Here is a 13,176-nt window from a genome sequence, read left to right as displayed (position 1 = left end):
CGCGCCCCCTGATCCCCCTGATCCCCGTGATCCCCGTGATCCCCTCCGATCCACCTGATCCCCCCGATCCCCCTGATCCCGATGATCCTGAGAGAGGAAGAACCGGTGCCCGAATCCGGCCTGTTGCCCGTGGTGGTGGTCGGTGGCCTGCACGAGGCCGCGCGCCGCCAGGCGGTCCTGGAACTGCTCGAACACCATGAGGGCGCTGTCGTCCTGCACCACGACCTGACCTGGGCCGTCGACGGCCGGGTGCACCGCCAGGTCCGGGACACCTCGGGCTCGCTGGGCGAGGCTCACGTGCCGCTCACCAACGACTGCCCGTGCTGCGCACTGCGCGAGGACCTGCTGCCCGAGCTGCTGCGGATCGCGGATGCGGGCAGTCACCGGCTCGCCGTGGTGGAGCTCTGGGGCGGTAGCGACCCGCATCCCCTGGTGGAGGTGATCGCGGGCGGCGAGGCCTGCGGCCGCTGCATGCACGAGGCGGTGAAGGTGGTCGCGGTGGTCACCGCCGTGGACCCGCTGCGGATCATCCCGGAGCTCTCGGTCGCGGACCAGCTCTTCGAGCACGGCCTGCACACCTGCGCCGAGGACGACCGGACCGTGGCCGAGGCCCTCTCCCACCAGGTCGAGTACGCGAGTGTGCTCGCCGTCGCGCACTCCCCGGCGGCGGTCGGCAGCGCCGAGGCGCAGGCCGGACTGGCGATGCTGCGCCAGCTCCACCCGACCGCTCGCTTCGTCCGGCTGGGCAGCGGGGCGCTGGTCGGCGCGGCGCTCACGGGCTTCGACGTGGCGGCCGCCCGGGACCGGGTCAACCCGGCGCTGGCCCTGCTGCCGCAGGCCGCCGACGAGGCGGGCGTGGCCACGCTGGTCTGGGAGCGGCGCCGGCCGCTGCACCCCGAGCGGCTGTACGAGGCGCTCGACGAGCTGGTCCCGGCCGCCCAGCGCAGCCGGGGACGCTTCTGGCTCGCCAACCGTCCCGAGCTGATGCTGGCCTGGGACGCGGCCGGCGCCAACCTGGCGGTGGAGGAGTGCGGCCCCTGGCTGGCCACCCTGCCGGATGCGGCCTGGGAGCTCTACCCGCCCTCCCGCCGGGCCGCCGCGGCGCTGGACTGGGATGCCGTGCACGGCGACCGGGTGCAGCAACTCATCTTCACCGCCGAGGGGTTGGACGTGGACGGGATCACCGGCCTGCTCGACTCCTGCCTGCTCACCGACGCCGAGCTCGCGGACGGCGAGCCGGGCTGGAAGTCCCTGCCGGACGCCTTCGAGGAACTCCTCGACCCCGTCGCCTGACACACCGCCAACTCCGCACCGGAGCAAGGAAAGCCCATGGTCAAGATCGCCCCCGCCCGCCGGGACCGCAAGCCGCGCCCCAACCCTCTGCACGAGGCGCGGATCACCTACATCGACTACAAGGACACCAGCCTCCTGCGCAAGTTCATCTCCGACCGCGGCAAGATCCGCAGCCGCCGGGTCACCCGGCTCACCGTCCAGCAGCAGCGCGCGATGGCTCGCGCGATCAAGAACGCCCGCGAGATGGCCCTGCTGCCGTACGTCTCCGGCGCCACGGCCGCCGCGAAGGCCGGCCGGTGAGCGGGCGACTCCCGGTCACCGTGCTGTCCGGCTTCCTCGGCGCGGGCAAGACCACGCTGCTCAACCACCTGCTGAACAACCGGGACGGCCTGCGGGTCGCGGTGATCGTCAACGACATGAGCGAGATCAACATCGACGCCGCCCTGGTCCGTGAGGGTGGGGGAGCGCTCTCCCGGACCGAGGAGCGGCTGGTCGAGATGACCAACGGCTGCATCTGCTGCACCCTGCGCGACGATCTGCTGGAGGAGGTGGACCGCCTCGCCCGGGCCGGCCGCTTCGACTACCTGCTGATCGAGTCCAGCGGCATCTCCGAGCCGATGCCGGTCGCGGCCACCTTCGCCTTCGCCCGCGACGACGGTGCCACGCTCGGCGACGTCGCCCGGCTGGACACCATGGTCACGGTGGTGGACGCGGCCAACTTCCTGCCCGAGCTGCGCGGGGGAGACGAGCTGACGGCCCGTGGGCTCGACCAGTACGAGGACGACGAGCGCACCGTCAGCGACCTGCTGATGGACCAGGTGGAGTTCGCCGACGTCCTGGTCCTCAACAAGACCGACCTGGTCAGCGCCGAGGAGGCGGACCGCCTGGCCGCCACCCTCAGCCGGCTCAATCCCGCGGCCCGGATCGTGCGGGCGACCGGCGGGCGGGTCGCACCCGCTGACCTGCTGGGTACCGGGCTCTTCGACCTGACGAAGGCCCAGGAGGCTCCGGGCTGGGTGGCCGAACTCAACGGTGACCATGTGCCGGAGACCGAGGAGTACGGCATCACCAGCCTGGTCTTCCGTGCCGAGCGGCCTTTCCACCCCGGCCGGCTCTGGGCACTGGTGAGCGAACGGCTCGACGCGGGGGAGTTCGGCACGGTGCTGCGCTCGAAGGGGTTCTTCTGGCTGGCCTCCCGACCGGCCGTCACCGGGCTGTGGTCCCAGGCCGGTTCGGTCGCCCGCTTCGAGCCCTCCGGCATGCGCGCCGCACCGACCGCCCCGCGCCAGGTCGCCGGTCTGACCGACGCCTCGGCCCTGACCGGCCTCGGGGAGGAGCAGGTGCACAGCGGCCAGGAGCTGGTCTTCATCGGCACCGGCCTGCGCCAGGACGCCCTGCGCGCCGCGCTCACCGGCTGCCTGCTCGACGACGTGGAGCAGGCGGCCGGCCCGGCCCGCTGGACGGCCTTCGAGAACCCGTTCCCGGCGTGGGACGAGTACGCGCTCCAGGACAGCCTCCACGTTCACGCCCACGCTCACGCATAGCCCACTGCCCACGCACAGCCCGCGCCGACGCACAGCCCGCGCCGACGCACAGCCCGCCGCCCGAGCACCGCCCACCGCCCACCGCCGAACGAACAGGAGAGCCCCGCCATGGCCGTACCCAAGCGCAAGACCTCCCGCAGCAACACCCGGCACCGCCGCGCCCAGTGGAAGGCGAGCGCGCCCCAGCTGGTCCCGATCACCGTCGAGGGCCGCGAGCACCTGGTGCCGCGCAACCTGGTCCGCGCCTACGAGCGGGGCCTGCTGACGCCGAAGCCGTAGGCCCGCCCCGCGCGAACCGCTGTCCGGGTCCTCCGCCGCCGTGCGGGGACCCGGGCAGCGGTCTGCCATCACCGGGTACACGTACGTGGCCTGAGCAGCCGTGAGGTGCTCCTGACCAGGATCAAGATTCGGTAATGGTTTTCATCTCGGCGACGATCGGGCTGGTTTTGAAAATCATTACCGACTAGCGTACTGCCGTCCAGTCGAGGCGGGCCCTGTCGCAGGGCCCGCAGGTCTCAGAGGAGTACCCGCATCATGCGCTCCGTCCTTCCCCGCACCGTCCGCAGACACCCCGCTCGCCTGCTGCTCGGCGCAACGGCCGTTGCCGCGCTCACCGCCACCAGCGCCTGCTCCACCGCCTCGACGGCGAAGACGAGTTCGGCCGGCTCGGCGGCCGGCTCCAAGGTGATCCAGGTGGTGGCCGCGGAGAACTTCTGGGGCAGCATCGCCACCCAGCTCGGCGGCTCCCACGTGAAGGTGACGAGCATCATCACCAACCCGGACACCGACCCGCACTCCTACGAGCCGACCGCGGCCGACGGCCGCACGATCGCCGGCGCGGACTACGCGATCACCAACGGGATCGGCTACGACGCCTGGTCGGACAAGCTGCTGGCCGCCAACCCGGCGACGAGCCGCACCGCGCTGAAGGTCGGCGACCTGGTGGGGCTGAAGGAGGGTGACAACCCGCACCAGTGGTACTCGCACGACAGCGTGGACAAGGTGATCGACCGGATCACCGCCGACTACAAGAAGATAGACCCGGCCGACGCGGCCTACTTCGACACCCAGAAGCAGACCTTCCTCACCCAAGTGCTGGCGCCGTACAGCCAGCTGGAGTCGGACATCAAGGCGAAGTACGCGGGCACCCCGATCGGTGCCTCGGAGTCGATCGTGACGCCGCTCGCGCAGAGCGTGGGCCTGAAGATGCTCACCCCGGAGACGTTCCTGGACGCCGAGAGCGAGGGCACCGACCCGACCGCGGCCGACAAGTCGACCATCGACCAGCAGATCGCGACCAAGGCGATCAAGATCTACGTCTTCAACACCCAGAACTCCGACCCGGACGTGGTGGCCCAGGTCAACGCGGCCAAGGCGCAGGGCATCCCGGTGGCCGAGGTCACCGAGACCCTCGCCCCGGCCAGCGCCACCTTTCAGGACTGGCAGGTCAAGGAGCTGCAGGGGATCGAGGCCGCGCTGAAGCAGGCGACGGGCACATGAGTACCCGCCCGCTGGAGCGGGCCGACCCGCCGCCCGGCCGGTGACCGGGCTGATCGCGGCGGCGGGCTGATCCCGATGGCGCACCCGGGGGAGGGGATGAAGGACCGAGGCGGCGAGGTCGGGCTGATCGGGCGGCCGACGCCACAGCGCACCGAGGTCCTGCGGGCGCTGGCCGGCCGCGGGGAGTTCGTCAGCGCCCAACTGCTCCACGCCGGCCTGCTCGCGGTCGGATCGCGGGTGGGGCTGAGCACGGTCTACCGCACGCTCACCGCACTCGCCACGGCCGGCCGGGCCGACGTGGTCCGCGACGTCAACGGCGAGAAGCTCTTCCGCTACCGCCCGGACGAGGACCACCGGCACTACCTGATCTGCCGCCACTGCGGGAGCAGCGTGCCGGTGGACTCCGGTCCGGTCGAGGCCTGGGCCGACGAGGTCGCCCGCACCTCGGGCTTCGCGCAGGTCCAGCACACGGTGGAACTGGCCGGCGTCTGCGCCGACTGCCTGGCGGCGGACGGCGAGGGGTGAACGCGCGGGCGACTATTCAAAACGGTTTTCGTTTCCATATGGACGCTAGGATAGGAGCCCGAAGAGCCCGCTTCGGCGAGTCGAGGAGTGGTACATGGGTGTCGGTACGGCGCTGGCGGAGACCTGGGTGCGTCGCTGGGAGCGTCAGCAGGAGCGGTACGCGGTGGACCGCGAGGAGCGGTTCACGGTGATCGCCGACGTGGTCGAGTCGGTGACCCAGGGGCAGGCGGAGCCCTTGGTCGTGGACCTCGGCAGCGGCCCCGGCTCGCTCGCCCACCGGATCGCCGCCCGCCTGCCGCGGGCACGGATCCTCGCGGTGGACGTCGACCCGCTGCTGCTGGAACTCGGCCGCACCCACGCGCCGGACGCCGCCCGCTACGTCGAGGTACTGATCGGCGAGGACGGCTGGCTCGCCGAGCTGGACCTGGAGCTGGACGGGCCGGTGGACGCGGTCGTCTCCACCACGGCCCTGCACTACCCGGAGCCGGCACGGCTGCGGGAGATCTACCGCGAGCTGGCCGCCGTGCTGCGGCCCGGTGGCGTCCTGGTCAACGGCGATCACCTCGCGCCGGCCGACCCCGTCCTCGCTCGCCTCACCGCCGCCGTCGGCCGTGCCCGCGAGCAGCGCCAGGGCACCGGCGGCGGTGAGGACTGGGCGCGTTGGTGGGCCGAGGTGCGCCGGGTCCCCGAGTTCGCCGAGCTGCTGGCGGCCCGCGAGCTGCGGCCGGCCCCCGCGAGCGGCGAGGGCAACGGGCTCTCGGTGCGCGAGCACGAGCAGTTGCTGAGGGAGGGCGGGTTCCGGGAGGTCGGAACGGTGTGGCGCTGTGGCGACAGCTGCGTGCTGGTGGCGGTGCGCTGACGCGAGCCCCGGGTGGCGGTGCGCCGACACGAACCCCGGCGGGGCAGCGGTGTCCGGCGGGCAGGCCCCACGGCGCCGGGCAACGCCTACGCTGGGGGGAGAAGGTCCGAGCAGCCGGGAGCAGGGGCTCATGAAGGTCGTCGGCGGTGTCATCCTGGTCGGCTGGGCCCTGTTCTGGGTCTACTGGCTGCTGGCCTCCTTCGGCGTGAAACAGGGGACCGTCGCGTGGCGTCGCGGTGCGCTCGTCCGGTTGGTGATCCTGATCGCCGCCGTGGTGGTGCTGCGCACCCGGGCGCTGCGGGGCCTCGGGGTCAACCGCGATCCGTGGCTGGAGGGCGTCGGCCTGGTCCTGTTCCTGCTGGGACTGGCGCTGGCCGTCTGGGCCAGGCTGAACATCGGCCGCAACTGGGGCATGCCCATGACCCACAAGGCCGATCCGGAGCTGGTGACGACCGGCCCGTACCGGACCATCCGTCACCCCATCTACTCCGGGGTCCTGCTCGCGATGATCGGCACGGGGGTCGCGGTCAGCCTGTACTGGCTGGTGCCGGCCGCGGTGCTCGGCGGATATTTCGTCTACAGCGCCGTGATGGAGGAGCGCTACCTGACGGAGCGCTTCCCCGACGCGTACCCGGAGTACCAGCGGTCGACCAAGATGCTGATCCCGTTCGTCCTCTGACAGCGGGGCGGTCCCGGGGCCGCTGCCGGCGTGGCAGCGGCCCCGGGACCGCAGGTGCTGGGCCCTGGGCCCGCAGGTGCCGTGCGGGCCGCCGCTCTACAGGTCGCCGTGAACGGCTTCGGGGTCGGTGGCCGGGAGGGTGGCCTGGGCCTTCTCGGTGCTGGTGGGCGGGTTCACGTACACCGGGGCGGGGTCGGGCTCGGGGGCGCAGGTCTTGGCGATGAGGCCCTTGCCGGTGGGCAGGCTGCCGTCCCGCAGGTAGGCGGTGAAGGTGTCGTCCAGGCAGGCGTCGCCGTGGAAGAGGATCTCGTGGAAGCTGCCGCCGGTCTGGACGACCAGCTTGGAGCCGGGCAGCGCCTGGTGCATGGCGATGCCGCCCTGGTAGGGCGTGGCCGGATCCTCGGTGGCCTGGAAGAGCAGGACCGGTGGCAGGCCCTTGCCGGTGATCTTCAGCCGCCCGGCCGGGTCGCCCTGGGAGGGCCAGAACATGCAAGCGGCGTTGTACCACATGTTGTTGTAGGTGTAGAAGGGGGCGACGGCGTTGACCTTGGCCTGGTCCTGCTGCCAGAAGTTCCAGTCGCGCGGCCAGTTGTTCTCGGAGCACTGGACGGCGTTGTACGCCGGGAACGTGCCGTCGTCCGGGCCCGGGGCCGCGTACAGGTTGTAGGCGATGTTCAGCGGGCGGGTGTCGTGCTTGGTGAGGTAGGCCGACAGCACGGTCGCCATCCGCGGCCAGCGCAGGAAGTTGTAGCCGCCGCCGTAGAAGGTGTCCTCGAACTCGGCCGGTCCGATCTTGCCCGGGGCCGGTGCGGCGTCCACCGGATCGGTGCGCAACGCGGCCTCGACCTGGTTGTACTCCTTCTCCACGGTGGCCGCGTCGGTGCCGAGGTGGTAGGTCGAGTCGGCCTTGGCGGTCCAGGCCGCGAACGCGTCGAAGCGGCGCTGGTGTTCCTTGTCCTGCAGGATGTTGTGGTCGTACCAGCTGATGCTCGGGCCGACGATGCTGTCCAGCACCATCCGGCGGACGTGCGAGGGGAACAGCTGGCCGTAGGTCGAGCCCAGTGAGGTGCCCCAGGAGCCGCCGTAGAAGTTGATCTGCTGGGCACCGAGGGCGCGCCTGATGCTGTCCATGTCGCGCGCGTTGTCGACCGTGGTCATGTGCGGCAGGATCCAGCTCCACTTCGCGGCGCAGTCGGCCGCGTAGGTGGCCGACTTCTCCAGCCACGCCTGTGAAGTGCCCTGGCTGACCTGGTAGTCGGGCCGCTCGCCGTCGAAGTAGTGCGCGTCGCAGGTGACATGGGGGTCGCTGGCGTTGGTGCCGCGCGGGTCGAAGCCGATCCAGTCGTAGGTCGAGGCGACGTCCTTGGGGACCTGGCCGGCGATGTACGCGGGCATCCACAGGCCGGAGTCGCCGGGCCCGCCGGGGTTCAGCAGGATCGGCCCCTGCTGCTTGTCCTTGGGCGCGGTCGCCGGCAGCCGGTTCACCTTGATCTTGATCTTGGTGCCGTTGGGGTGCGCGTAGTCCAGCGGTACGTCGAGCATCGCGCACTGCAGCGCGGGGGTGGTGGCGTCGTTGCAGGAGCTCCAGACGAGCTTGCCCTGCCCGGTGTCCTCCGCCGCGGCCGAGGGTGCGGAGGCGGAGGCGGGCGTGACGCCCGTCGAGGCTCCCCCGAGGGCGGCGACAGCTGCGGCCGCCGAGATCAGGGCGATCAGTTTTCTCATGAGAAGCATCATGTGACATGTGCAATATCACCTCCAGTCAGCCGACTATCCGTTATCAATCCGTTGCCCCATGGGCGTTCACGGCGTCGCAGCCGTCACCATCCCGTCCCGCAACGCCCCCGGCTACCATGCGAGTCGACCACTCGAGCCACAGCGAGGACGCCGGGGAGCGCGGATGGAGCTGGAGCTTCGACACCTACGGGCACTGTGCGCGATCGCGGACGCGGGGAGCATGGGGCGGGCCGCCGCCCGGCTCGGGTGCTCGCAGCAGGCGATGAGCACGCAGCTGCGCCGGATCGAACTCCACTTCGGCGAGCCGCTGTTCGAACGCAGCACGGTGGGCGTGCGGCCGACCCGGTACGGCGTGGAGGTCGTCGCCCGGGCCCGCGACGTGCTGGCCCGGGCCGAGGCCGTCGGACGGCGACCGGCCGCGGACGCGGCGCCACGACCGGTGCTGCGGCTGGCCGCCACCAACTCCCCGATCCTGTCCGGCATGGTCGGGCGGGTGCGCACCGAGCTGCCCGATCTGACCCTGACCGTGAGCAGCGTCTACGCCTCCTCCCAGATGGTCCAACTCCTGGAGCGGGGCGGCCTCGACGCCGCGATCGGGGTGGACTACCCGGGGCTGGAACTGCGGCACTCCGGCGCCGTCGAGCATCGCGGGATCGTCACCGAGCCCTCGTTCGTCGCGCTGCCCGCGGGCCACCGGCTCAGGCACCGCGCGGAGGTCGCGCTCGCCGACCTGGCCGAGGACCCCTGGTTCCTCACCCCCGACGACGGCGCCGGCTGGCCGGGCGTCTTCTACGCGGCCTGCGAGGCGGCCGGGTTCGCCCCGGTGGTGGCGCACGAATTCCTCGGCGACCGGCTGCAGTTGCTGAGCATGATCGCCGAGGGTCTCGGCGTCTCGCTGGTGCAGGCGACGATCCGGCCGATCCCCAGCGTCATCGTCAAGCCCCTGATCGGTACGCCCCTGTGGTGCCGCTACCTGCTGGCCTGGCGCAAGGAGACCGTCGCCGAGGAGGTCGTGGCCGCGCTCCTCGGCTCGGCCTCCGCCTCCTACCGCGATCTGATCGCGCGGGCGCCGCACCTTCAGGCCTGGGCGGCGCGCACCAGCCGCGGGACGTTTCCGTAAAGGCACGGCCACGGATGTTGTGGCAAGGACATTTCAATCGCTGTTCCTGTCCGCATTGTTCGGGCGGTCACGCGGTGAGACGGTGCGTCACACGTTTCCCGCACGATTCGTGAAGCGGACATCGCCACCGAAGGAGCAGCGATGCGCCATCGATCCATCCTGCCCGGAATCCCGACCGGAATCCCGACCGGAATCCTGCCCGAGCGCCTGCCCGAGCGCCTGTCCGAGCGCCTGCCCACGTTCCTGGCGGCGGGCACCGCGACACTCGCCATGCTCATCGGTCTGTCGACCGCGCCGGCTTTCGCCGCGACCGGTTCGACGACCCCCCTCCCGCGCGTCAGCGGTTCGCAGCACCCGGCCCGGCCCGCGCCCATGGGGGCCGTCGTCGGCGGGACCGACGCGGCCGCCGTCCAGTACGGCCGGCTCGGCGCCGCCCAGCTCCCGCCGCGCCGCCCCACCGCCGCGCAGACCCCGGCGAACCCGCAGCCCCCGAAGACCACGCAGACCACGAAGCTCCCGAAGGCGACGAAGCCCGCTGCCGCGCAGTCCTGCACCCCCGCCGACTTCGGCGCCCTGACCGGCTCGGCGCTGGCCTCCTACATCGAGAACTCGACCACCGGCTGCATCAACTCGCTGTTCACGATCACCGGCAGCAACGCGCAGGAGGTGTTCAAGGAAGCACAGCTGATCCCCGTCGCCCAGGCCTACCAGAGCCTGGCCTCCAACTACGCGGGGAACGACTCGGCCGGCATCTGGCAGCTCATCCTGTACCTGCGCGCCGGATACTACGTCCAGTACAACGACCCGACCGATGTCGGCTCCTACGACGCGACCCTGTCGACGGACGTCCAGAGCGCCCTCGCCGCCTTCTTCGCCGACGCGCGGAGCACCGACGTCTCGGCGGACAACGGCGACGTGCTGGGCGATGCCGTGATCCTCACCGACAGCGCGAACCTGCAGGGCGACTACCTGAGCGTCTACCAGCGGATCCTCACCGCGTACAGCAGCTCCTGGGACGCCTACAGCAGCATGGACGCCGCCGTCTACGACGTCTACAACCCGCTGTGGCGCGGACAGTACAACCCCGCCTTCGTCACCGCGCTGACCGCGGACCCGAGCGTCATCGACACGCTCTCCGGCTACGCACTCGGCCACACCGCCATGCTCGGCGGGAACAACACGTTCATGGTCGCCGACGCCGGCAACGACCTCGCCACCTATGTCCAGTTCCCCGCGCTCCAGGCCAAGGTGCGGCCGCTGATGCTGGGCCTGTTGCAGGCCTCGGCGATCTCCGGCCCGACCGCCGCGCTGTGGATCGACGTCGCGCAGCAGGCCGACGGATTCGACGCGGCCGACTGCTCGTACTACGGCGTCTGCAACCTGGCGGCCCAGGCGACCGCGGCGGCACTGCCGACCACGCACCCCTGCAACACCGAGATCACCATCCTGGCTCAGTCGCTCAGCGCCGCCCAGCTCGACGCGGCCTGCACCGAACTCGCGGGCCAGGACGCGTACTTCCAGGGTGTGGTCAAGGACAACGGCCCGATCCCCAACCAGTACAACGACACGGACAACATCGTCGTGTTCGCCAGCTCCCTCGACTACGAGATCTACGCGCCGGTGATCTACGGCGTCACCACGGACAACGGCGGCATCACCCTGTACGGCACCCCGTCCACGCCGGGCAACCAGGACTACTCCATCCTCTACCAGGACCCCGGCCCCGACGGCTACACGGACAACATCTGGAACCTCAACTACGAGTACACGCACTTCCTGGACGCGCGCTACGACACCATGGGCACCTGGGAGCAGATGGAGACGGAGCCCAACATCTGGTGGATCGAGGGCATTTCCGGCTACCTCACCTACAGCTACCGGGGCCTGCCCGACACCGACGCGGTGACCGACGCCGGACAGCACACCTACCCCCTGAGCACCCTGTGGCAGACCACCTACGCCAACAGCAACGACGACCGGGTCTTCCCCTGGAGCTACCTGGCGGTGCGCTACATGCTCGAACAGCACCCCGCCGACCTGCAGACGATCCTGGGCGACTTCCGGGTCGGCAACTACACCGCCGCCTACGACTACTACGCCACCACCATCGGCACCCGCTACGACGCCGACTTCAACACCTGGCTCGACTCCATCGCGGGCGGCAGCACGTCGGGAACGCCGACAGCCGCCTTCGGTGCGGCACTCACCGGGCTGAGCGCCCAATTCACCGACCGTTCCACCGAGTCGGGCAGCGGCAGCATCACCGGCTGGTCCTGGACCTTCGGTGACGGGGCGACCACCACCACCCAGAACCCCTCGCACAGCTACACCGCGGCCGGAACCTACAGCGTCACGCTCACCGTGACCGACAGCAACGGGAAGACGTCCAGCACCTCCCAGCCGGTGGCCGTCGGCGCCGTCAGCGCCTGCACGGCCGCCAACCCCCAGCAGATGGACCAGAACTGCTCCCGGGCGAACCAGTCCGCGACGGCGGGGAACCTGGACTACCTGTGGATCTACCTGCCGGCCGGGACGACCACGCTCAAGGTCACCACGACCGGCGGCACCGGGACCGCCTACCTGTACTACGACCCCACCACCTGGGCCACCAACACCACCTACACCGCCGAGTCGACCGACTCCGGCACCGCCCAGAGCCTCACCGTCACCAACACGACCGCGGGCTACCGGTACCTCAGCCTGTACGCCGACACCACGTTCAGCGGAGTCACCGTGACCACGCAGTACTGAGCCGCTGGCGGACCCTCTGAGCCCTCCTGGGCTCCACTTGCCGAACTGGCAACAAGTCTCGCTCGCCGTGCCCCGCGCGCACCATCATGGGCAGCGAGCCGGATCGGCAGCGAGCCGGCGAACGGCGCGTCACCGGCCCGGACCGGCCGCACGGCAGAGCGAGAACCCAGGAGGACTCATGTCACCGCAGACCACGGGCGTCACCCACCGGCTGGTCCCCTCGCCGGCCGGCCGGATCCACCTGGTGGAGCAGGGCACCGGGCCGCTGGTCCTGCTGGTGCACGGGTTCCCGGAGTCCTGGTACTCCTGGCGCCACCAGCTGCCCGTACTGGCCGCGGCCGGGTACCGCGCGGTCGCCATCGACGTGCGCGGGTACGGGCGTTCCGCCAAGCCCGAGGATACGGCCGCGTACCGGATGCTCGACCTGGTCGAGGACAACGCCGCGGTGGTGCACGCCCTGGGGGAGCGGTCCGCCGTGATCGTCGGCCACGACTGGGGCTCGACCATCGCCGCCAACTCCGCCCTGCTCAGGCCGGATGTCTTCCGCGCGGTGGGGCTGCTGAGCGTTCCGTACCTGCCGCGGGGTGGACCGAGGCCCAGCGAGGTCTTCGCGCAGCTGGGCGGCGACGAGGAGTTCTACGTCTCCTACTTCCAGGAGCCGGGCCGGGCCGAGGCCGAGATCGAACCCGACGTGCGCGGCTGGCTCGCGGGCTTCTACGCCGCGCTGTCCGCCGACACCATGCCGGCGGCCGGCGAACCCGATCCGCACTTCGTCAGCCGTGGCGGGACACTGCGTGACCGCTTTCCCGCCGGACGCCGGCCCGGCTGGCTCAGCGAGGCGGAACTCGACGTCTACGCGGGGGAGTTCGAGCGAACCGGCCTGACCGGGGCGCTGGCCCGCTACCGGAACATGGACCGGGACTGGGAGGACCTCGCCGACTTCGACGGTGCCCCCGTCACCCAGCCCGCCCTGTTCATCGGCGGCAGCCGCGATGCCTCGACCACCTGGCTGGCCGACGCGATCGCGGCCCACCCCGCCACCCTGCCCGGCCTGCGCTCCTCCCACCTCCTCGACGGCTGCGGCCACTGGATCCAGCAGGAACGCCCCGCCGAGGTCAACCGGCAACTGACCGACTGGCTCGCCTCCCTACCGTCCTGAACAGGGTTCGTG

12 protein-coding genes are annotated in these 13,176 nt (G+C 71.1%); 11 read left to right on the top strand and 1 reads right to left on the bottom strand.

Annotation, left to right across the window (positions count from 1 at the left end; genetic code table 11):
* Positions 1–81: 81 nt before the first annotated feature.
* From ACFZB9_RS08315 to ACFZB9_RS08280, 8 genes are all read left to right on the top strand, one after another.
* Positions 82–1,293 carry a CobW family GTP-binding protein gene (locus ACFZB9_RS08315; protein WP_391444817.1) on the top strand — a complete coding sequence of 404 codons (1,212 nt, stop codon included), beginning with the start codon at positions 82–84 and terminating at the stop codon, positions 1,291–1,293.
* A 36-nt stretch (positions 1,294–1,329) separates the two neighbouring features.
* Positions 1,330–1,593, top strand: a complete 264-nt coding sequence (gene rpsR / locus ACFZB9_RS08310; protein ID WP_391444816.1) for a 30S ribosomal protein S18 — start codon at positions 1,330–1,332, stop codon at positions 1,591–1,593.
* The gene (locus tag ACFZB9_RS08305; protein ID WP_391444814.1) at positions 1,590–2,837 is read left to right on the top strand and encodes a GTP-binding protein; all 1,248 of its coding nucleotides are present in this window, start codon (positions 1,590–1,592) and stop codon (positions 2,835–2,837) included. Before rpsR ends, ACFZB9_RS08305 begins: the two co-directional genes overlap by 4 nt.
* A gap of 108 nt (positions 2,838–2,945) precedes the next feature.
* Positions 2,946–3,116 carry a 50S ribosomal protein L32 gene (gene rpmF / locus ACFZB9_RS08300; RefSeq protein WP_391444812.1) on the top strand — a complete coding sequence of 57 codons (171 nt, stop codon included), beginning with the start codon at positions 2,946–2,948 and terminating at the stop codon, positions 3,114–3,116.
* Positions 3,117–3,371: 255 nt separating this feature from the next.
* Positions 3,372–4,337, top strand: a complete 966-nt coding sequence (locus ACFZB9_RS08295; RefSeq protein WP_391444810.1) for a metal ABC transporter solute-binding protein, Zn/Mn family — start codon at positions 3,372–3,374, stop codon at positions 4,335–4,337.
* Between the two features lie 96 nt (positions 4,338–4,433).
* The gene (locus ACFZB9_RS08290; RefSeq protein WP_391444808.1) at positions 4,434–4,862 is read left to right on the top strand and encodes a Fur family transcriptional regulator; all 429 of its coding nucleotides are present in this window, start codon (positions 4,434–4,436) and stop codon (positions 4,860–4,862) included.
* 94 nt (positions 4,863–4,956) lie between these two features.
* The gene (locus ACFZB9_RS08285) at positions 4,957–5,721 is read left to right on the top strand and encodes a class I SAM-dependent methyltransferase (protein ID WP_391444806.1); all 765 of its coding nucleotides are present in this window, start codon (positions 4,957–4,959) and stop codon (positions 5,719–5,721) included.
* A gap of 130 nt (positions 5,722–5,851) precedes the next feature.
* On the top strand, positions 5,852–6,400 hold the full coding sequence (locus tag ACFZB9_RS08280; RefSeq protein WP_391444804.1) for a methyltransferase family protein: 549 nt from the start codon (positions 5,852–5,854) through the stop codon (positions 6,398–6,400).
* Positions 6,401–6,496: 96 nt separating this feature from the next.
* Here the strand turns inward: ACFZB9_RS08280 and ACFZB9_RS08275 are convergent, their stop codons facing one another.
* Positions 6,497–8,122 (bottom strand): alpha/beta hydrolase, encoded by a 1,626-nt coding sequence (locus tag ACFZB9_RS08275; RefSeq protein ID WP_391444803.1) that lies wholly within the window; start codon positions 8,120–8,122, stop codon positions 6,497–6,499.
* A 175-nt stretch (positions 8,123–8,297) separates the two neighbouring features.
* Between ACFZB9_RS08275 and ACFZB9_RS08270 the strand changes: the two genes are divergently transcribed.
* The 3 genes from ACFZB9_RS08270 (at position 8,298) to ACFZB9_RS08260 (ending at position 13,164) form a co-directional block, all read left to right on the top strand.
* Entirely contained in the window at positions 8,298–9,254 is a 957-nt protein-coding gene (locus tag ACFZB9_RS08270; RefSeq protein WP_391444801.1) for a LysR family transcriptional regulator, read from the top strand.
* A 141-nt stretch (positions 9,255–9,395) separates the two neighbouring features.
* Positions 9,396–12,005, top strand: a complete 2,610-nt coding sequence (locus tag ACFZB9_RS08265; RefSeq protein ID WP_391444799.1) for a collagenase — start codon at positions 9,396–9,398, stop codon at positions 12,003–12,005.
* Between the two features lie 178 nt (positions 12,006–12,183).
* Positions 12,184–13,164, top strand: a complete 981-nt coding sequence (locus ACFZB9_RS08260) for an alpha/beta fold hydrolase (RefSeq protein ID WP_391444797.1) — start codon at positions 12,184–12,186, stop codon at positions 13,162–13,164.
* Positions 13,165–13,176 lie beyond the last annotated feature (12 nt).

It is taken from the genome of Kitasatospora sp. NPDC008050, assembly GCF_042957465.1.
GTDB lineage: Bacteria > Actinomycetota > Actinomycetes > Streptomycetales > Streptomycetaceae > Kitasatospora.
This window is presented reverse-complemented; position numbering and strand designations above follow the sequence as displayed.

Bases quoted from the DNA above. Each gene is read 5' to 3' on its own strand.
- ACFZB9_RS08315 (WP_391444817.1), top strand. From the start codon at position 82: ATGATCCTGAGAGAGGAAGAACCGGTGCCCGAATCCGGCCTGTTGCCC.
- rpsR (WP_391444816.1), top strand. From the start codon at position 1,330: ATGGTCAAGATCGCCCCCGCCCGCCGGGACCGCAAGCCGCGCCCCAAC.
- rpmF (WP_391444812.1), top strand. From the start codon at position 2,946: ATGGCCGTACCCAAGCGCAAGACCTCCCGCAGCAACACCCGGCACCGC.
- ACFZB9_RS08295 (WP_391444810.1), top strand. From the start codon at position 3,372: ATGCGCTCCGTCCTTCCCCGCACCGTCCGCAGACACCCCGCTCGCCTG.
- ACFZB9_RS08290 (WP_391444808.1), top strand. From the start codon at position 4,434: ATGAAGGACCGAGGCGGCGAGGTCGGGCTGATCGGGCGGCCGACGCCA.
- ACFZB9_RS08285 (WP_391444806.1), top strand. From the start codon at position 4,957: ATGGGTGTCGGTACGGCGCTGGCGGAGACCTGGGTGCGTCGCTGGGAG.
- ACFZB9_RS08280 (WP_391444804.1), top strand. From the start codon at position 5,852: ATGAAGGTCGTCGGCGGTGTCATCCTGGTCGGCTGGGCCCTGTTCTGG.
- ACFZB9_RS08275 (WP_391444803.1), bottom strand. From the start codon at position 8,122: ATGAGAAAACTGATCGCCCTGATCTCGGCGGCCGCAGCTGTCGCCGCC.
- ACFZB9_RS08270 (WP_391444801.1), top strand. From the start codon at position 8,298: ATGGAGCTGGAGCTTCGACACCTACGGGCACTGTGCGCGATCGCGGAC.
- ACFZB9_RS08265 (WP_391444799.1), top strand. From the start codon at position 9,396: ATGCGCCATCGATCCATCCTGCCCGGAATCCCGACCGGAATCCCGACC.
- ACFZB9_RS08260 (WP_391444797.1), top strand. From the start codon at position 12,184: ATGTCACCGCAGACCACGGGCGTCACCCACCGGCTGGTCCCCTCGCCG.